Origin of the sequence: Erwinia sp. V90_4, assembly GCF_029967685.1 — a bacterium.
Lineage (GTDB): Bacteria > Pseudomonadota > Gammaproteobacteria > Enterobacterales > Enterobacteriaceae > Erwinia > Erwinia aphidicola.
In genome coordinates, this window is sequence record NZ_JASCAQ010000001.1 from 235,234 (window position 1) to 253,902 (window position 18,669).

Annotated in this window: 16 protein-coding genes; 10 read left to right on the forward strand and 6 right to left on the reverse strand. The window is 58.5% G+C overall.

What is annotated here, in order from left to right:
* The first annotated feature begins 2 nt into the window (after positions 1 to 2).
* The 4 genes from nagZ (at position 3) to QLG07_RS01120 (ending at position 3,974) form a co-directional block, all read left to right on the forward strand.
* The gene (gene nagZ, locus QLG07_RS01105) at positions 3 to 1,022 is read left to right on the forward strand and encodes a beta-N-acetylhexosaminidase (RefSeq protein WP_180276708.1); all 1,020 of its coding nucleotides are present in this window, start codon (positions 3 to 5) and stop codon (positions 1,020 to 1,022) included.
* A gap of 38 nt (positions 1,023 to 1,060) precedes the next feature.
* Positions 1,061 to 1,603, forward strand: a complete 543-nt coding sequence (gene ycfP / locus QLG07_RS01110) for an alpha/beta hydrolase YcfP (RefSeq protein ID WP_282468250.1) — start codon at positions 1,061 to 1,063, stop codon at positions 1,601 to 1,603.
* A gap of 246 nt (positions 1,604 to 1,849) precedes the next feature.
* Positions 1,850 to 3,154, forward strand: coding sequence for an NAD(P)/FAD-dependent oxidoreductase (locus tag QLG07_RS01115; RefSeq protein WP_048916376.1), 1,305 nt, complete (start codon positions 1,850 to 1,852; stop codon positions 3,152 to 3,154).
* 280 nt (positions 3,155 to 3,434) lie between these two features.
* Positions 3,435 to 3,974: a glycine zipper 2TM domain-containing protein gene (locus tag QLG07_RS01120; RefSeq protein ID WP_048916375.1), complete on the forward strand. Its 540-nt coding sequence runs from the start codon at positions 3,435 to 3,437 to the stop codon at positions 3,972 to 3,974.
* A 165-nt stretch (positions 3,975 to 4,139) separates the two neighbouring features.
* Here the strand turns inward: QLG07_RS01120 and mfd are convergent, their stop codons facing one another.
* The 4 genes from mfd to QLG07_RS01140 all read right to left on the reverse strand — a co-directional run bounded on the left by mfd (position 4,140) and on the right by QLG07_RS01140 (position 10,075).
* A complete protein-coding gene (gene mfd / locus QLG07_RS01125) occupies positions 4,140 to 7,586 on the reverse strand; it encodes a transcription-repair coupling factor (RefSeq protein WP_048916374.1) in 3,447 nt (1,148 codons plus the stop codon).
* 117 nt (positions 7,587 to 7,703) lie between these two features.
* Positions 7,704 to 7,913, reverse strand: coding sequence for a hypothetical protein (locus QLG07_RS01130; protein ID WP_282468251.1), 210 nt, complete (start codon positions 7,911 to 7,913; stop codon positions 7,704 to 7,706).
* Positions 7,914 to 8,023: 110 nt separating this feature from the next.
* Positions 8,024 to 9,244, reverse strand: a complete 1,221-nt coding sequence (locus tag QLG07_RS01135; RefSeq protein ID WP_048916372.1) for a glycosyl transferase — start codon at positions 9,242 to 9,244, stop codon at positions 8,024 to 8,026.
* A gap of 27 nt (positions 9,245 to 9,271) precedes the next feature.
* On the reverse strand, positions 9,272 to 10,075 hold the full coding sequence (locus QLG07_RS01140) for a mannosyl-3-phosphoglycerate phosphatase-related protein (RefSeq protein ID WP_282468331.1): 804 nt from the start codon (positions 10,073 to 10,075) through the stop codon (positions 9,272 to 9,274).
* Positions 10,076 to 10,742: 667 nt separating this feature from the next.
* Here QLG07_RS01140 and QLG07_RS01145 point away from each other — a divergent pair.
* The 6 genes from QLG07_RS01145 (at position 10,743) to QLG07_RS01170 (ending at position 16,552) form a co-directional block, all read left to right on the forward strand.
* On the forward strand, positions 10,743 to 10,901 hold the full coding sequence (locus QLG07_RS01145) for a YqaE/Pmp3 family membrane protein (protein WP_048916370.1): 159 nt from the start codon (positions 10,743 to 10,745) through the stop codon (positions 10,899 to 10,901).
* Positions 10,902 to 10,968: 67 nt separating this feature from the next.
* Entirely contained in the window at positions 10,969 to 11,157 is a 189-nt protein-coding gene (gene dsrB, locus QLG07_RS01150) for a protein DsrB (RefSeq protein ID WP_133623940.1), read from the forward strand.
* A 204-nt stretch (positions 11,158 to 11,361) separates the two neighbouring features.
* Entirely contained in the window at positions 11,362 to 11,832 is a 471-nt protein-coding gene (locus QLG07_RS01155) for a GNAT family N-acetyltransferase (protein WP_282468252.1), read from the forward strand.
* A complete protein-coding gene (locus QLG07_RS01160) occupies positions 11,829 to 13,889 on the forward strand; it encodes a hydantoinase/oxoprolinase family protein (RefSeq protein ID WP_282468253.1) in 2,061 nt (686 codons plus the stop codon). The genes QLG07_RS01155 and QLG07_RS01160 overlap by 4 nt, the downstream gene beginning before the upstream one ends.
* Positions 13,879 to 15,867, forward strand: coding sequence for a hydantoinase B/oxoprolinase family protein (locus tag QLG07_RS01165; protein WP_282468254.1), 1,989 nt, complete (start codon positions 13,879 to 13,881; stop codon positions 15,865 to 15,867). Before QLG07_RS01160 ends, QLG07_RS01165 begins: the two co-directional genes overlap by 11 nt.
* A 352-nt stretch (positions 15,868 to 16,219) precedes the next feature.
* Positions 16,220 to 16,552, forward strand: coding sequence for a hypothetical protein (locus QLG07_RS01170; protein WP_191149291.1), 333 nt, complete (start codon positions 16,220 to 16,222; stop codon positions 16,550 to 16,552).
* 29 nt (positions 16,553 to 16,581) lie between these two features.
* On the opposite strand, the gene QLG07_RS01175 is transcribed toward QLG07_RS01170, so the two are convergent.
* On the reverse strand, positions 16,582 to 17,241 hold the full coding sequence (locus QLG07_RS01175; protein ID WP_282468255.1) for an O-methyltransferase: 660 nt from the start codon (positions 17,239 to 17,241) through the stop codon (positions 16,582 to 16,584).
* 221 nt (positions 17,242 to 17,462) lie between these two features.
* Positions 17,463 to 18,638, reverse strand: a complete 1,176-nt coding sequence (locus QLG07_RS01180; RefSeq protein ID WP_282468256.1) for an MFS transporter — start codon at positions 18,636 to 18,638, stop codon at positions 17,463 to 17,465.
* Positions 18,639 to 18,669: the final 31 nt, after the last annotated feature.

Sequence of the window (18,669 nt, forward strand, 5' to 3'; positions counted from 1 at the left end):
TAATGTTAGATGTGCTCGGCTGCGAGCTGGATGCGGAAGAGCGTGAGATTTTACAGCATCCGCTGGTAGGGGGGCTGATCCTGTTTAGCCGCAACTATCATGACCCGGCGCAGCTGCGTGAGCTGGTACGGCAGATCCGCAGCGCCTCGCGCAACCGGCTGGTGGTGGCAGTGGACCAGGAAGGCGGCCGCGTGCAGCGTTTCCGCGACGGCTTTACCCGTCTGCCGGCGATGCAGGCGTTTGCTGCGCTGAATGATGCGGCCAGCGCGGAACAGCTGGCGCAGCAGGCAGGCTGGCTGATGGCCTCGGAGATGATCGCCATGGACATCGACATCAGTTTTGCCCCGGTGCTGGATATCGGCCACGGTAGCGCGGCGATCGGCGAGCGCTCTTTCCACGAAGACCCGGCAATTGCCCTGCAAATGGCGCGCTGTTTTATTCGCGGCATGCATGATGCAGGCATGAAGACCACCGGAAAACATTTTCCCGGACATGGTGCCGTCAGTGCGGACTCGCATAAAGAGACACCGCGAGATACGCGCAGCGAGGCGGAGATCCGCCATCATGATATGCCGATCTTTCAGCAGCTGATCGCCGAGCAGGCGCTGGACGCTATTATGCCTGCCCATGTTATCTATACTGAAGTCGATCCGCGCCCGGCCAGCGGCTCATCACACTGGCTGAAAACGGTACTGCGTAAGGAGCTGGGCTTTAACGGGGTGATCTTCTCTGACGATTTGTCGATGGAAGGCGCGGCGATTATGGGCAGCTACGCAGAGCGTGGCCAGGCGGCGCTGGATGCCGGTTGCGATATGATCCTGGTGTGTAATAACCGCGCAGGCGCGGTCAGCGTGCTGGATAACCTGTCGCCGATCAATGCAGAAAGGGTCGCTCAGCTCTACCATCGGGGAACCTTTACCCGTCAGCAACTGCAGGAATCGTCGCGCTGGAAGGAGACGAGCAACGCGTTAAATACGCTGCAGGAGCGCTGGCTGGCCCATAAAGCGGCTGCGGGCATCTGACAACAGGCTGCCCGTGGCGAATCACAATGAGGATGACGATGATTATCTATCTGCATGGTTTTGATTCAAACAGCCCGGGCAATCACGAAAAAGTGTTGCAGCTTCAGTTCATCGACCCGGACGTGCGCCTGCTCAGCTACAGCACCCGCCATCCTAAACATGATATGCAGCATCTGCTCAAAGAAACCGACAAGATGCTGCGTCAGAGCGAAGACGATCGCCCGCTGATTTGCGGCGTGGGGCTGGGGGGTTATTGGGCCGAGCGTATTGGCTTTCTCTGCAATGTGCGCCAGGTGATGTTTAACCCCAATCTGTGGCCGAATGAAGTGATGGATGGCAAGATTGATCGTCCGGAAGAGTACCTGGATATTGCCACCAAGTGCGTCAGCCACTTTCGCGAACAGAATCGCCAGCGCGGGCTGGTGTTTCTCTCCCGCCATGACGATGCGCTCGACAGCAGCCGCAGCGCGCAGGCCTTACACCACTATTACGAAGTGGTGTGGGATGAAGTTGAGGGCCACAAGTTCCGTAGCATCTCCCACCATCTGCCGCGCATTAACGCCTTCAAAACACTCGGTTAAATCGCCGCACCCGGCGTCACGTCCAGCCGCTGAAGCCCGCTAAAGTGCGGGCTGATTTTGTGGTCTTTATTCGTACTATTCTTAGTTTTGCTAATAACATTGACCAGGATCAATTTTCTTATAGCAGATGATTTCCTCCGTGTTATTCTGACCCCAGCTCGCGAATTAATATCGCCAACCCTATGTTAATTAAGGTTATTTATTTAACTTTTAATTAACGATTGGTTCACTTTTACAGGGGGTCGTTTGACAACACCTATGAAGAAAATTGTGATTATCGGCGGAGGTGCCGGGGGACTTGAACTGGCTACTCAGCTCGGCCATAAGCTGGGCCGCAAGAAGAAAGCCCAGATTACCCTGGTCGACCGCAACCATAGCCATTTATGGAAGCCGTTGCTGCATGAAGTCGCCACCGGATCGCTGGATGAAGGCATCGACGGTCTGAGCTATCTGGCTCATGCCCACAAGCATGGCTTCAGCTTCCAGCTTGGCACCTTGACCAACCTCGACCGCGAAAATAGCCGCCTGCAGCTGGCGGAAATCCGCGATGCGCAGGGTGAAGTGCTGGTACCGGAACGCGAGCTGGCCTACGACACGCTGGTGATGGCGCTGGGCAGTACCTCAAACGACTTCGGTACGCCGGGCGTGAAGGATAACTGTATCTTCCTCGATAACCCGCACCAGGCGCGCCGTTTCCACAACGAAATGCTGAACCTGTTCCTGAAGTTTTCTGCCAGCGAAGGCACGCAGGAGAAGGTCAATATCGCTATCGTTGGCGGCGGTGCCACCGGCGTAGAGCTGTCAGCCGAGCTGCACAACGCGGTTAAGCAGCTGCACAGCTATGGTTATAAAGGTCTGGATAACCAGGCGCTGAACGTCACGCTGGTGGAAGCCGGTGAGCGCATTCTGCCTGCGCTGCCGCCGCGTATCTCCAGCGCCGCCCACCAGGAGCTGAGCAAAATCGGCGTGCGCGTTCTGACGCAAACCATGGTGACCAGCGCAGACAAGAAAGGCCTGAACACCAAGTCCGGCGAATTTATCGAAGCTGACCTGATGGTCTGGGCTGCAGGCATCAAAGCACCGGACTTTATGAAAGATCTGGGCGGTCTGGAAACCAACCGCATCAACCAGCTGGTGGTTGAGCCAACGCTGCAAACCACGCGCGACCCGAATATCTACGCGATTGGCGACTGCGCTTCCTGTGCGCTGCCGTCCGGGGGTTTTGTGCCGCCGCGTGCGCAGTCCGCGCACCAGATGGCTTCCCGCGTGCTGGCCAACATTCTGGCAGAGATGAAAGGGCAGCCGCAGAAGCCCTACGTCTATAAAGATCATGGCTCGCTGGTCTCCCTGTCCCGTTTCAGCACCGTGGGCAGCCTGATGGGTAACCTGATGCGCGGTTCAATGATGGTCGAAGGGCGCATTGCGCGTTTCGTTTACATCTCACTGTATCGTATGCACCAGGTGGCGCTGCACGGCTACTTTAAAACTGGTCTGATGATGCTGGTGGGCAGTATTAACCGTGTGATCCGTCCACGAATGAAGCTGCATTAATCCCGCCGCTTTCTGTAAAATAAACGGCTTATAGTGCCACCAGCTATAAGCCGTTGTTCTGATAGCGCCGTCTGAACCCCCCGTTAAGAACTCTCTTAAAAGCTTTCTCTTATCATGCGCTGGCCCTTTTTCTTCCAGTATTCTTATTGTCACATTCGCTCACACAACGCAAACTCAAGACTCATTACCACGGCGCGTCGCGCACGCCGGGAATGCCGTAGCTGTTACAGGACGTCTCAGCAGGCAATCATGCGCGGTAACAATTTCAGGAGGTTTTCCTGTGAATAAATCAATGTTAGCGGGTATTGGCATCGGTGTGGCAGCCGCCCTGGGTGTGGCCGCTGTGGCAAGTATGAACGTGTTCGATCGCGGACCGCAGTACGCGCAGGTGCTCTCTGCAACGCCAATCAAAGAGACGCTGAAGAACCCTCGTCAGGAGTGCCGCAACGTTACGCTGACGCATCGTCGCGCCGTGCAGGATGAAAATCGCATTGCCGGTTCAGTGCTGGGCGCGGTAGCGGGCGGGGTACTGGGTCACCAGTTTGGTGGCGGTCGTGGTCGCGATGTGGCAACGGTAGCGGGTGCGCTGGCCGGCGGCTACGGTGGTAATCAGGTGCAGGGCGCCCTGCAGGATCGCGATACTTACACCACTTCCGAGCAGCGCTGCAAAACCGTTTACGACAAGCAGGAAAAGATGCTGGGCTATGACGTCACCTATAAAATTGGTGACCAGCAGGGTAAAATTCGCATGGAAAACGACCCAGGCACGCGCATCCCGCTCGATAATAACGGCCAGCTGGTGCTGAGCGACAAAGCGTAATAGCATCCTGGCGCGCTGTTCTGTAGGGGCGGACCTTTGGTTAAGGTTCGTCCCTACTGTTAGGGCCAACCTGAAAAGCGGTCGGCCCCGACAATATTCAGGTTATCGGCATCCCCTGTAGGGCGGACCCTTTTTTCGGTCCGCCCTTATTGTTGGTAACATGCGTTACGCCGCCGCGTTTTCCAGCATCTTATCCATAAACTCCCGCACCCAAACCATACGCACTTTGCGCTCGCCAAGGTCGCGCATAAACTTAATGCGCGTCGGGCCGTCCAGCCGCCACTGCTGCGGATCTTTCTGCAACAGGCCAATCAGCCAGGCCGGGTCGACCTTATTTTTCTCGGCGAACTCAACGAAGCCGCCTTTCTCGCTGGCTTCAACCTTACGCACGCCCAGCTTCTTCGCCACCAGACGCAGCCCGGCGATATCCAGCAGGTTACGCGCTGCATCCGGCAGCAGGCCAAAGCGGTCGATCAGCTCAACCTTGAGGTCATCCAGCTCGCCGGACTCCTGCGCGCTGGCAATGCGCTTATAGAAGGAGAGGCGGGTATTAACATCCGGGATAAAATCATCCGGCAGCAGCGCAGGCATGCGCAGCTCGATCTCCGTCTGGCTGTTGGTGAGATCCTCCAGCGAGGGTTCACGGCCCTCCTTCAGCGCATCAACGGCATTTTCCAGCAGCTCCATATACAGCGAGAAGCCGATCGTCTCCATCTGGCCGCTCTGACCTTCTCCCAGCAGCTCACCGGCACCACGGATTTCCAGATCGTGCGTTGCCAGCGCGAAGCCCGCGCCCAAATCTTCCAGCGAAGCCAGAGCCTCCAGGCGTTTGTGCGCGTCGGTGGTCATCGCTTTCGGGTGTGGCGTCAACAGCCAGGCGTAGGCCTGGTGGTGAGAACGGCCCACGCGGCCACGCAGCTGGTGAAGCTGCGCCAGACCAAAGTGATCGGCACGTTCGATAATAATGGTATTCGCGGTCGGGATATCGATGCCGGTTTCGATGATGGTAGTACACACCAGCACGTTAAACCGCTGGTGGTGGAAATCGTTCATCACCCGTTCCAGCTCGCGCTCGCGCATCTGACCATGGCCGATAGCGACACGCGCTTCAGGCACCAGTGCGGAGAGACGCTGTGCGGCCTTCTCGATATTTTCGACGTCGTTGTAGAGGTAATAAACCTGGCCGCCGCGCAGCACTTCACGCAGGATCGCCTCGCGCACCACCAGCTCATCGTACTGGCGCACAAAGGTTTTTACCGCCAGGCGGCGGGCCGGTGGCGTGGCAATAATCGACAGATCGCGCATCCCACTCATCGCCATATTCAGCGTGCGTGGGATCGGCGTGGCGGTCAGCGTCAGAATATCCACATCGGCACGCATCGCTTTGATGCGCTCTTTATGCCGTACGCCGAAGCGGTGCTCTTCATCGACAATCAGCAGGCCGAGATCGCGCCATTTGATCTCACTCTGCAACAGCTTGTGTGTGCCGATCAGGATATCAACCTTGCCTTCCTGCGCCTCGCTCAGCACCTGCACCTGCTCTTTGGCGGTACGGAAGCGGGACAGCATCTCAATGCGCACCGGCCAGTTGGCGAAGCGGTCGCGGAAGTTATCGTAATGCTGCTGGGCCAGCAGGGTGGTCGGCACCAGCACCGCCACCTGCTTGTGGTTTTCCACCGCGAGGAAGGCGGCACGCATTGCCACTTCGGTTTTACCAAAGCCCACGTCGCCACACACCAGGCGGTCCATCGCCAGCGGCTGGCACATATCGCTCAGCACGGCATTAATAGCAGCGGACTGGTCAGGGGTGGTTTCGAACGGGAAGCTCTCGCAAAACAGCTGATACTGTTCCCGGTCATGCTTAAAGGCAAAGCCGGTTTTGGCGGCACGCTGGGCATAGATATCCAGCAGTTCGGCGGCCACATCGCGCACTTTTTCTGCCGCCTTCTGGCGCGCGCGCGACCAGGCATCGCTGCCCAGCTTGTGCAGCGGCGCGTTCTCTTCGGCACCGCCCGCGTAGCGGCTGATCAGATGCAGAGACGACACCGGCACATACAGCTTGGCATCGCCGGCATACGCCAGCATCAGATACTCCGCCTGGATACCGCCGGTTTCCAGCGTGGTCAGGCCGATATAGCGCCCGACGCCGTGCTCGAGATGCACCACCGGCTGGCCCGGATGCAGTTCCGCGAGGTTGCGGATCAGCACGTCCGGGTTGATGGTGCGGCGGCTGTCCTGGCGACGACGGCTAACGCGCTCGCCCAGCAGATCGCTTTCGCAGATCAGCGCGCGGTTACGCAGGCCGTCGATAAAACCGTGTTCGCTGGCGCCGATCAGCAGATAGTGGCCTGGCGCCTGCGCATCCGGCAGCGAGTGGATCGCCGTCGGCTTCAGCTTGATGCGCGCCAGCAGCTCCTGCAATGCTTCGCGGCGGCCTTCGCTCTCTACCGAGAACACCACCGGGCCGCTGAAACTCTCCAGAAAACGGCGCAGGGCATCAAGCGGTGCTTTGGCCTGCGCCTGCACCGCCAGATCGGGCAGCGTTTCATAATGCAGATTGGTATTGGCGGCTTTATCGGCCAACAGTTCGGTTTTCAGCTGCACGCGCGGCCACTGCTTCAGTTCGCCAAACAGCTCATCACTGCGCAGCCACAGGGTTGGCGGCGGCAGCAGCGGACGCATCGGGTCGACGCGGCGGTTCTCATAGCGGGCGTTAACATCCTGCCAGAAACGTTCGGCGCTGGCTTCCAGGTCGCCGGAAATGATCAGCAGCGTATTGGCCGGCAGATAGCTGAATAACGGCTGCAGCGGCTGCTCGAAGAACAGCGGCTGCCAGTATTCGATCCCGGCGGGCAGGGTGCCTTTGCTCACCTGCTGATAGATATGCTCGGCTTCACGACGCACGTCAAAATGTTCGCGCCACTGGGTGCGGAACAGCTCAATCGCGGCTTTATCGGTCGGGAACTCATGCGCGGGCAGCAGATTAATCGCCGCGACCTCTTCCTGAGTGCGCTGGCTGTCGACGTCAAACAGCCGCAGGCTGTCGATTTCATCATCGAAAAAGTCAATACGGTAAGGGCGGTCGCTGCCCATCGGGTAAAGGTCAAGCAGTGCGCCACGGGTGGCAAACTCACCGTGTTCCATCACCTGATCCACGCTGCGATAGCCCGCCTGTTCCAGCTGGGCGCGCAGCTTGTCGCGCGACAGCTTTTGCCCTTTTTGCATCACCAGCGCATGGCCGTGCAGGAAGCTGTGCGGGCAGACGCGCTGCATCAGCGTGTTAACCGGCAGGATCAGCACGCCGCGCTCAAGCGTCGGCAGTTGATACAGGGTGGAGAGTCGCGAGGAGATAATTTCCTGATGCGGCGAAAAACTGTCAAAAGGCAGCGTTTCCCAGTCCGCCAGCGCCATCACCGGCTGGTCGGTAAACTGTTTAATTTCATCCTGCAGGCGCAGTGCATTCTGCATATCCGGTGCAATCAATACCACCGGGCCTTGATGACGTTCAACCATTTCGGCACATTCAACGGCACAGGCTGCACCGGTTAATTGCCCCAGCTGGCGCTGGTCGCCTGCTCTGGTCGGCAGGTCGTAGCGGTAGAGTTCTGGCATAATCAGTTAGACGGTCTCTTGGCAAAGGGGAGATCGGAAAACCGCTGTGGTGCCGGGCGGTCCCGATTCAGCTACGCGGAGTATACCTTGATTTTAGCGGCAGTTGGGCATCCTGGCCTATTTTGGTGACTGCTGCGTATAGTGCATGCGCGGGCGGTCAATATTCGCCCAGATCAGCTCATTTTCACTATGATAGCTATGGTTGCCATCGTCCCACTTGACGTAGTAACCGGCGGGCTGGTCACCCTGTTCAAAAACATTCAGCACCACGCCTTTAATCTGTCCGGTTTTATGGCGCACGATACTGCCTTGTGGATATCTGGACATCGTTAACCCCCGCAGATACCGCCAGTAATGGATGCCACCATAGTCGCAGGGTTAACCGTCGGTCATTGTCATTGAGATCAAAAAACCGACAATTAACCCCTTAATTTTGTTCAGACGTCACCGGTATTATCATCCTCAACGGCCTGATAGATACGCTGCAGGATATCCGGGAAGGCTGACTGCACGCGGCTCCAGCTGGGGATAAAGGGTTTCTCATTCGGGCGTTCAATAAACGACTGCCCGGCGTCGAGAATGGCCTGAGTAAACATCTCCACGGCGGCTTCCTCCGCATGCTGGTCGAACTTCAGGCCATTCATCGTCGCTTCATGGTTATAGATCTCCATCATATCCAGCGCGTTACGATAGTAGGTGGCTTTCAGCACGCGGAAGGAGTCGCTGGTGATATTAACGCCCATGGTGGCCATTTTACGCAGCAGCGACTGCACAATGTCGTTACTCATGCGCTTCAGTCCCCCGGTGCCATCCTCTTCGGCCAGCGGCTGATGCTTATGGTCGTAGTTATCGGCAATCTCCACCTGGCAACTCTGCCGCGTGGTGTAGTTGCGATAGATCTCGGACAGCACGCCAATCTCTAACCCCCAGTCGCCGGGAATTTTAATGCCGTTCAGTACATGGGTGCGCATGGCGAACTCGCCGGAGAGCGGGTAGCGGAAGCTGGAGAGATAGTCGAGATACTCCGAATGGCCGTACACCTTTTGCAGCGAGCGCAGCAGTGGGCCAACCAGCAGGCGGCCAACGCGGCCATTCAGCTTGCCATCCGCGACGCGGGCATAGAACCCTTTGCAGAACTCATACTGGAAGCTGGGGTTCGCCAGCGGGTAGAGCAGGCGGGCCAGCATGCCGCGCTCATAGGTGACGATATCGCAATCGTGCAGCGCCACGCAGGCGGTTTTATCGGAAGCAAGGGTGTAGCCGGTGCAGAACCAGACGTTACGCCCTTTACCCGGCTGCGCAGGGGAAAGCCCCTCTTTATCCAGTTCGGCATCCAGCGCTTTCAGGCGCGGGCCGTCGTTCCACAAAATACGATGGCGCTGAGGCAGGCGCGAAAAGAACTCGCGGGCATGCAGGAACTGATCGCGGTCGGCGCGATCCAGCCCAATCACGATCTCGGCCAGGTAAGGGACTTTCGCCAGCTCATCGACGATATGGCTGAGGGCCGGACCTTCCAGTTCCGAATAAAGGGAAGGGAGGATCAGCCCCATTTTGCGCTTGCGTGAGAAGCGCGTAAGCTCTTTTTCCAGCTCCTCCACGCTGCGCCCCGTCAGGTTATGAAAGTTAGTAATGACGCCGTTCTGGTAAAAATCGCTCATCGCTTACCTCGTAAAGGTGACCTCAGCTTACTGAGTGATAAAATGCTCAAGCCCTTCGCACCAGCCTTCCGGGCCAAAATGTTCGGTGTGATAAATAGAGTGCTTATCCTGACGCTGCAAAATAACCGGATTTTTACTGTAGCCCTTAATCACCACCGCATAATCGACGGCATCCAGCATCTCCGCATCGTTAGGGCCGTCCCCCAGGCCAATGGTGAGCGGTGGCCCCGCCGGGTGAGGGTAGTGCTGGAGCAACCAGCGCAGCGCCGCGCCTTTACCACATCCACTGCGCACCACGGACCAGAAGCGCCCGCCCTGGATCAGGGTGAGATCCTGCTGCGCCAGATGCTGGCGGAACTCGGTGAAACGCTTCTCGCTGTCGCGCCAGATAAGGCTTTCCGAGGCCTCGCGCTGGCGTGCTAAAGCCGCCTGATGCGGGGCCAGCCCGGTCCAGTCGGAGACCTCCTTTTCACTGACTTCGGCAAAGCCGATGAACCTGAAGCCGTGCTGCTGTTTCAGGCGCTGCAGCGTGCGGCACAGCGTGGCGTAATCGGTGCCGCCCGACTCCCTGAAAGGGCCAGCGCCGCTGCCGTCATCCCACTGCACTAGCGCGCCATTTTCAGCTATAAACGGCGCACCGGCGATCCCCAGCTGATCTTGCAGCGGGACGATCTCCGCTGCAGTCTTACTGGAGCAGATAACCAGCGGGATGTGCTGCGCATGCAGGCGTGCCAGCCAGGGTTCGGCGGGTTGCCAGCTATAGGTATGGTGGTCCAGTAGCGAACCGTCGAGATCGGTGATAATCATCACCGGGTCCTGCAACGTCGGCATTGGCAATACCTCATAAGTGACGGTGAGCATTGAGTATAGTCCAGAGTTTCACAGGCGCAGGGAGGGCGTAAAGCGCTCGATAGCGGTTCGACAACTCCAGGAATTATCTTAAAAGCAAGTGAGAAAAGTGACGGGAGTGACAGTCGCGGGCGGTGCGAAAGATCAGCAGTGGCGCAGGCTGTAGCCGAGTAGCTTGTACAGGCTGTGGATTTTTGTACAAATTAAACGGAAGTTAGGAGTTGTCTTAGTCAGACAATGCGTTACTCTAATGACGTCAATGAATTACCCAAGTAACGAATTCATTTCCTGTGAGAATACTTTATCCCGGCCAGTCACTGGCTGGGATTTTTTTTGCTCAGGCAGAAATCGCAGGCAAAAAAAAGCCCGCGCTGCGCGGGCAAAATCCTTGTTACTTTTGGTAGGCGGTCTCCACTCACGCTAACATCCAAGGGTGGAGACAGCCTTTCTGCGCCTTTGGGGTTGGTGCAGTGAGAAGATTCTAAGATTAAACCCTGTCAGGAGTCTCACCGCGAAACGTAAAGAAAGCGAAAAAGTGAGACAACAGAAGACTTTACGCAGCTTTACGCGCTAACGACGCGATGATTTTTTTGGCTAGCTATACTGATCAACGGGTTAACCCCTGACAAAAACAGAAAACGGAGAGTGTATGGACTTTTTACGCATTGTGATTGCGATTCTTTTACCCCCACTGGGCGTGTTTATGCAGGTTGGTTTTGGCGGAGCATTCTGGCTGAATATCCTGCTGACGCTGTGCGGCTACATCCCCGGTATCATCCACGCGGTGTGGGTGATTGCACGTCGCTAACTGACCAGACTGCTGCGCGCCATAAAATACTCGGTTAAACTGAAGCAAATCAGGCTTGGGAGAGACCATGAAAGTTAATGAGCGCGTAACGGTAAAAACTGACGGCGGACCACGCCGTCCGGGGACGGTTCTGGCAGTGGAGGAGTTTAGCGAAGGCACCATGTTCCTGGTGGCGCTGGAGGATTATCCACTGGGGATCTGGTTCTTTAATGAATCCGGCCACGAAGACGGCATTTTCGTCGAACCGCACCCGTAACCAAAGAGGTGACAGTCATCGCTGTCACGTTGTGGCGAGGCACGCCTCGCCCGCTTCAGGCCAGCCCTGAATGCGCCGGCACAAAATTTCCTCGCCCGCCCGCAATTCCCCACAAAACGCCGTACCGACCCTTATCAACCCAAAAACTCTCGCCAGCATTGGCCTTACACTGTTTTAAACCGCCAAAAACAGTCAGGGATCCCTATGCTAATGCCGCTTGTGCCTGCCGTTGCCGAATGGCAGCGCGATGACTACCTGTTAAGCAGCGACCCGCAAAAAATCGATATCGCCTGGGTCCACTACCACATCTCCGAACACAGCTACTGGGCGCAGGGGCAAACGCTGGAAATGACCGAGCGCTCCCTCGCGGCCTCAATGCCCTTCGGCATCTATTACCAGCAGCAGCAGGTAGGTTTTGGCCGCCTGATCACCGACTACAGCCGCTTTGCCTATCTCAGCGACGTGATGATCGACGAAGCGCACCGTGGTAAAGGCTTAGGGCGCTGGTTTGCCGCCGCTATTGTCCATCACCCTGAACTGAAAACCATCAAACGCTGGATGCTGGCGACCGATGACGCGCACGACGTATACCGTCGGGCGGGCTGGAAGCCGGTGGCACAGCCACAGCGCTTGATGGAATTTATTCCTACCCCACCAGAGGATCGCACTCCATGACCTACCGCGTTGGCGTCGATATCGGCGGCTCGTTTACTGACTTTGCGCTGCTTGACGAGCGTGATAACAGCATCCGCACCCTGAAAGTCTTGTCGCGGCCCGACAGCCCCGGCAGTGAAATTACCACCGGGCTGGCGGCATTTCAGCAGCGCGATGGCATCAATCCGGCTGATATCCACTACTTCACCCACGGCACCACCGTTGGCGTGAATGCGGTGATCCAGCGCAAAGGCGTCAAGCTGGCGCTGTTCGCCACCGAGGGCTTCTGCGACGTGCTGGAGCTGGCCCGCCTGAAAATCCCTCATATCCACGACCTGTTCTCACGCCGCCCGGCCCCGCTGATCGCCCGCGACCGCGTCTTCGCCATCAAAGAGCGCAGCGACCGCGACGGCAACGTGCTACAGCCGGTCGAGCGCCAGAGCGTGGTAGACGCGGTAGACAGGGCGCGCGCTGCGGGGTGCCAGGGGATAGTCGTCTCGCTGCTGCATAGCTATCGCAACGGCAGTAACGAAGCGCAGGTGCGCGCGATCGTCGCCGAAATTGCTCCCGATCTGCTGATCTCCTGCTCGGCCGAGATCTGGCCGATTATCCGTGAATACGAACGCACCATCACTGCGGTGATCAACGCCTATGTACAGCCAAAAGTGATCCATTACCTTGACTCGTTCGAACGCGCCCTGAAAGAGATGGGCGTGCCGGTGCCGCCGCGCATCACCAAATCCAACGGTGGAGTGATGGCGCTGGCGCAGGCCAAAGCCGAGTGCGTACAGATGGTGCTATCCGGCACCGCTTCCGGCGTGATGGGCGCCAGCTATATTGCCGAAAGCTGCGGCTTTGACCGCCTGCTCAGCCTCGATATCGGCGGCACCAGCGCCGATGTGGCGGTGATTATCGATGGCCGCCCGGAGTACGGCAGTGGCGAAATTATCGGGGATTTCCCAATCTACATTCCGTCAGTGTCGGTCACCTCGGTGGGTCAGGGCGGCGGGTCGATCGCCTGGATCGACAGTCTCGGCGTCCTGCAGGTCGGGCCGGACAGCGCCGGTTCGCTGCCGGGGCCAGTCTGCTTCCGGCGCGGCGGTAGCGAAGCCACCGCGACCGATGCCTTTGCCGCCTGCGGGCTCATTGGTCACGGCGACCTCGGCTATAACGCGGTGCAGGTCGACGTGGCCGGGGCGCGCGCGGCGGTGGAAAAACTGGCGGCACCGCTCGGTATCAGTATTGAGGAGACGGCGGAAAATATTATCGCGCTGGCGATCTCCAGCATGTACAGCGACACCAGTGGGCTGATTTCACGCTTCGGCCTCGATCCCCGTGAGTTCTACTTCCTCGCCTTCGGCGGCGCCGGGCCGATGATGGGCTGCTTCCTGGCGCGTGAGCTGAAGCTGAAAGGCGTCGTGGTTCCCCCTACGCCTGGGGTGCTGTCGGCGCTCGGCGGGCTGGTGGCCGATATAAAAAATGACTTTATCCGCACGCTGTACTGCGAGCTGACGCTGGCGGTCATGGACGATTTGCAGGTCAACGCGAGCGAACTCCGTCGCGACGCCGAAGGCTGGCTGGCGCGGGAATACGGTGCCGATCTGCCGTATCAGCTGAGCTTCTCCGCCGATATGCGCTACCGCGGGCAGTCGTTTGAAATTGACGTGGCGCTGCAGGAAGCCTGGCTACTGGCGGGCGATCTCGCCGCCGTGCGTGCGGCATTTGATGCTCACCACACGCGCCTGTTCGGTCACCACGATCGGCACGCGGCGGTACAGCTGATCAACCTGCGGCTGGTGCTCTCCTCACCGACGCCGAAACCGCGCCTCAGCACGCTGGCGCAGGCCACTGATCCGGTGGCCGTAGTGCGTGAAGTGGACGCGTGGATCGACGGCCAGTGGTGGCAGGTTGGCGTGGTCGCCCGCAGCGCGCTATTGGCCGGGCACCAGCTGGATGGCCCGGTGATTATCACCCAGGACGACTGTACCACCTGTGTTCCACCGCAGATGCAGGTCGACGTCGACCGCTTTGGCAACCTGATTATTACCCCGCAAACCGGAGCGCATCATGGCAATTGATGGTCGTAACCTGCAAATCCTCGCTAACTACTGCGCGGCCGCCGCCGATGCGATGGCGTTTACCCTGATGCGCACCGCCCACTCGACCTTTGTTAAAGAGACGGAGGACTTCTCCTGCCAGATCGTCAGCCGCAGCGGAATGGCGTTTGCCTCACCGCGCAGCTTCGGCGCGCCGTGGTACAGCGGTATCGACTACGGCCCGGTACTGGAACTGATCGACGGCTACCGGGAAGGGGACATCTGCATCACTAACGACGCCTACGCGGGCAATGTGGCCACCCATTCGCCGGATATCCATATCTGGAAGCCGGTGTTTTATCAAGGTGAGATCGCGTGCTTTGTGGTCGGGCATATCCACAATACCGACGTCGGCGGCGCTGTTCCGGCCTCGCTGTCGCGCTCGCTGAGTGAAATTGTGCAGGAGGGGATCCGCATTCCGCCGCTAAAAATCATCAGCGCTGGGGTGCTGAACGAAGAGGTGGCGCGCATAATGCGCCTCAACGTCCGTGCGCCGGATCAGAACTGGGGCGACTTCAACGCGCAGATCGCCTCGGTCAACATCGGCGAACGCAAGGTGCAGGAGATTATCGCCCGCTTCGGCATTGACGATTTCCTCAGCGGTATTGAGGGGATTCTCGACTATGCCGAGCAGCAGGCACGCAGCATAATCAGCACCATTCCCGACGGCGACTATTTTTACGCCGACTATGCCGATGAAGACGGTGAGGGCGGCTATCCGTGCCGCATCGCCGTCACGCTGCGGGTAACGGGCGAGCGGCTGGAGCTGGATTATACCGGCAGCGATCCGCAGCTGATGTCGTCGCTGAATATGCCCACCGGCGGGCGCGAGCGTCATCCGCTGGCGCTGGTCGGCGTCACCTATGTGCTCTCTACCCTTGACCGTTCGCTGCTGCTCAATGCCGGAACGCTGCGCCCGACGCGGGCTATTCTGCCGCCTGGCACCATTATGAACTGCGAAGCGCCAGCGGCGGTGGGAATGCGCTCACTGACCTGCGCGATGTCGCAGATCGCCACCGTGGGGGCTTTCTCGCTGGCGATGCCGGAGCGCCTGCCGGCCAATTCGCCGGGCGGCAATTCCATTATTAATATTCGCACCGTTGACGGGCAGAACCGCAGCGTGGTGGCTTCGCTCGGCCCGGTAGGCGGCGGCGCGGGTGGCACGCCCAGGCACGATGGCCCGGACGGTTCGGGCGGCCTCTCGGCGTTCCTGAAAAATACCCCCATCGAGATTAACGAAGCGGAGGTGCCGGTACGCTTTCATCGCTACGGTTTGGCCGCCGACAGCGCCGGGGCCGGGGAGTTTCGCGGCGGGCTGGCAACGGAGATGGCGTTTGAGGTGTTCGCACCCAATACCACCATTACGGCGCGAAACCGTAACCGCTCGGTGTTCTCTTCGGCGGGCGCCGCCGGTGGCCGGGCGGGCAGCACTTCGTGGTTCCGCACCGAACACGCCGACGGGCGCGTCACTGAACACGGCAATACCGATGTGATCCACTGCGGGCCGGGGGATGTGGTGGCGATCAAGGGGCCGGGCGCGGGCGGCTACGGGCTGGCGAAGAACCGCAGCCTGCAGGCGGTATTGCAAGATGTGCAGTGCGGTTTTGTCAGCGAACAGGCGGCGCGCGAGCAGTACGGCGTGGCGCTGCAGAACGGAGAGATTGACGAGGTCGGCAGCGCCCGTCTGCGCAGCGCGATGGCGGATGCCAGCGGGGAACACTTTGACGTGGGCAGCGCCCGACGCGAGTTTGAAAGCCTGTGGACGCCGCAGCGCTATCAGCTGCTCACCAACTTCCTCGCGCAGCGCCCGGTCGTGTGGCGTCACTTTCTCAAGCACCAGGTGTTTGCGGCGGTGCAGGCAGGTGAAGGCCGTGAATTAGCGCTCGATCAGCAGATGTCTCAGCTGTTTGCGCGCTTATTACAACGCTTCCCGGCGCTGAACGTCCCGCAATCAATGTAACGCTGATGTAGGGCCCTGCTGAATTTTGCGATCCGTGCCGGAAAACAAAATTTGCCGGGTTTTTTTATCGGCTTCATTAATGTTTTTCTATTTTTAACCGGGTAGGATTATCGGATAGATAATAAACAGTGGGTTTATTAGTGGATTAAGTAAGAGAGGTTAAGATGGATTTCAACCTGAAGGATTTTGTCAGTGCGATAGGGGGTGGGCTTGGTTTGGGGTTTGGCCTTTCAAGCCTGGTTCCCGTGCTTGTTCCTTCCGTAATCTACAGCGATTACATCTGGAAGTGTGGCGCTATTTCTGGAGCAGTGGTACTGAGTGCTCTTTATCTCTACTCGGCATGGAGAGCTAAATGATGGAGTCAGCCTGGTATTTCCCGCACAACGGTCAGCAGTTGGGGGTATTCTATTTAACGATTTGCGTTATCTATTTATTAATTCACTTAATATGGGAGAGATATAGTGTGCGCGGACCACTTTTTTCCCTGAAAAATATGCATCTTAAGGCGGCCCTGGTTTTCTCCAGCACGACAATGGCATCCAGCCTGCTTTTTGTGGTGATCGTCTTCGATCTGGAAAATCCGCTGCGCTATTCGGATGCCTTTGTCCTGCCGCTGGTTATTTCAGCGCTGTGCGGGATATTTGTCTCGCTCTCCTCGCTTGATCCGGAAGCGGGGGTCAGATAATTAAAGGTCGGGCATGCCCGACCCCAACATTATTTGACCAGCGCCAGCGAAAAGCCATCCCAGCCTTTGGCGCCCACGGTTTGAATCGCGGTGGCGTCAAGGCGCGGATGGCTGCCCATCATCGACAAAAAATCACGCACGCCCTGCAGGTTCCAGTCGCTGGTGTCGCCGTCGGCCACGCGCCCGTTGCGGATCACGTTATCGCCAATAATTAACGTTCCGGTACGGGAATAGGTAATCGCCCATTCAAGGTAAGCCGGGTTATTACGCTTGTCGGCATCGATGAAAATCATATCGAACGGCGCGGACCCGGCGAGAGTGGGCAGGGTATCCAGCGCTGCGCCGACGCGGATAGTTACCTTACTCTCCAGCCCGGCATGACGGATGTTTTTCGCCGCAATTTCGGCATGATGCGCTTCATATTCCAGGGTGATCACTTTGCCATCCTCCGGCAGCGCACGAGCCAGCCAGATGGTGCTGTAGCCGCCCAGCGTACCAATCTCCAGAATGCGTTTTGCCCCGACCATTCTGGCGAACAGCTGCAGCAGCTTGCCCTGGTTGGGGGCGACATCAATTGCCGGTAAACCCGCCGCCTGGTTCGCCTCCAGCGCCGCAAGCAGTGCCTCATCCTGCACCACCAGCTGCTCCACCAGATAGTCGTCGACCTGCGCCCAGCGTTGTTGATTCATCGTTTGTCCCTGCTGAATGGTAAATCGCTAATTATAGATGGGTTGAGGCGGGCGAGATGCCACAGCAGGGGGATATTTTTGATGTATGCAGGTCTACTGTAGTGGCCGACCTTCTTTTCCGGTCGGCCTTCAGCAAAATAGTGCGGGTTGACCGAAAAAGAGGGTCAACCCCTACGCGTCACCCTGGCAACAAATTGCGGGTCGGCCTTCAGTTAGCGATATCAGTTGCGGCAGGTTTCCTGCTGCGGCGATCGCGCATCGGGGATAAGGGTTAACAGCCCGCAGAACGCCATGCCAACGCCAATCCACAGCGGGGCGCTCAGGCCAAAGCCGTACTCAATGCCCAGCCCGCCGAGCAGCGACCCCAGCATCAGGCCGAGGGTGATCATCGAAGCGTGCAGCGTATTCACCAGCTGACGGTTGCCGGCCGCGCCCATCACCCGCGTCACCATCGCCGGGTTCATCGTTACCCCGGTCAAGCCAACGCCGACCACCGCCGCCACGGCAATCACCGGCTGCGCAATGTAAAGCGCAAACAGCGTCATAAACAGCATCAGGCACAGCAGGCCAAAGATAATCACCGGCAGCGCAAAGCGCTGTGCCAGCCTGCCGACCACCGCATTACCCAGTACCGTAGCGGCGCCGTAAATCACCAGTAGCCAGGTAATGCTCCCGGCGCTAAAGCCAGTCTCGTTGCTCAGGATCGGCGTGAAGTAGCTGAAGCCGGCAAAGGTCGCGCCGATGATCATCATGCTGGTACTGTAAGTGCGCCACAGCAGCGGGTTTTTCAGCGCCCGCAGCTCGTCGCCCAGACTGATATCTTCCGCATGCAACGATTTTGGCAACGTCAGCCGCGTCAGCCACAGCGCCAGCAGCGTAATCCCCACCACCGACCAGAAGCTGACGCGCCAGCCCGCGAGGTTCCCAATAAAGCTCGCCAGCGGCAGACCGATAACCGTGCCGATCATCAGCCCACCCAGCACCACGGTGATCGCACGTGAGATCAGCTCTGGCTTCACCAGCCTGACGCCAGTACTCACCGCGCAGCCAATGAATGCCCCGGCAACCGCCCCGGTCATAATGCGCGCCGCCATCAGCAGCGGGTAGTTGCTGGCAATGGCACCGAGCGCCTGGCTGGTAATAAACAGCCCGAGGAGAATAAACAGCCCGCGGCGCGGCGGCTGCTTCAGCAGCAGCAGGGTTAGCAGCGGGCCGCCGAGCGCCATCGCCAGCGCATACACGGTGATCAAATAGCCCGCCATCGGCAGGCTGATGTTCAGGTCGGCCGTCATGATATTCATCATCGCCGCCACCTGGAATTCGCTGGTTACCATGGCAAAAACGCCGAATCCCAGCGTATACACGGCCGCAGGCAGAGAAGTGGAAGTTGCAGACATAACGTTTCCCAGAGAAGAAGAAGCAAAGAGG

What these genes read in the sequence shown, in the direction of transcription:
- QLG07_RS01155 (WP_282468252.1), top strand. Translation starts at nt 11,362, where the DNA reads ATGCTAATGCCGCTTGTGCCTGCCGTTGCCGAATGGCAGCGCGATGAC.
- QLG07_RS01175 (WP_282468255.1), bottom strand. Translation starts at nt 17,241, where the DNA reads ATGAATCAACAACGCTGGGCGCAGGTCGACGACTATCTGGTGGAGCAG.
- QLG07_RS01135 (WP_048916372.1), bottom strand. Translation starts at nt 9,244, where the DNA reads ATGAGCGATTTTTACCAGAACGGCGTCATTACTAACTTTCATAACCTG.
- QLG07_RS01145 (WP_048916370.1), top strand. Translation starts at nt 10,743, where the DNA reads ATGGACTTTTTACGCATTGTGATTGCGATTCTTTTACCCCCACTGGGC.
- QLG07_RS01130 (WP_282468251.1), bottom strand. Translation starts at nt 7,913, where the DNA reads ATGTCCAGATATCCACAAGGCAGTATCGTGCGCCATAAAACCGGACAG.
- dsrB (WP_133623940.1), top strand. Translation starts at nt 10,969, where the DNA reads ATGAAAGTTAATGAGCGCGTAACGGTAAAAACTGACGGCGGACCACGC.
- QLG07_RS01165 (WP_282468254.1), top strand. Translation starts at nt 13,879, where the DNA reads ATGGCAATTGATGGTCGTAACCTGCAAATCCTCGCTAACTACTGCGCG.
- ycfP (WP_282468250.1), top strand. Translation starts at nt 1,061, where the DNA reads ATGATTATCTATCTGCATGGTTTTGATTCAAACAGCCCGGGCAATCAC.
- QLG07_RS01140 (WP_282468331.1), bottom strand. Translation starts at nt 10,075, where the DNA reads ATGCCGACGTTGCAGGACCCGGTGATGATTATCACCGATCTCGACGGT.
- mfd (WP_048916374.1), bottom strand. Translation starts at nt 7,586, where the DNA reads ATGCCAGAACTCTACCGCTACGACCTGCCGACCAGAGCAGGCGACCAG.
- QLG07_RS01160 (WP_282468253.1), top strand. Translation starts at nt 11,829, where the DNA reads ATGACCTACCGCGTTGGCGTCGATATCGGCGGCTCGTTTACTGACTTT.
- QLG07_RS01170 (WP_191149291.1), top strand. Translation starts at nt 16,220, where the DNA reads ATGATGGAGTCAGCCTGGTATTTCCCGCACAACGGTCAGCAGTTGGGG.
- nagZ (WP_180276708.1), top strand. Translation starts at nt 3, where the DNA reads ATGTTAGATGTGCTCGGCTGCGAGCTGGATGCGGAAGAGCGTGAGATT.
- QLG07_RS01180 (WP_282468256.1), bottom strand. Translation starts at nt 18,638, where the DNA reads ATGTCTGCAACTTCCACTTCTCTGCCTGCGGCCGTGTATACGCTGGGA.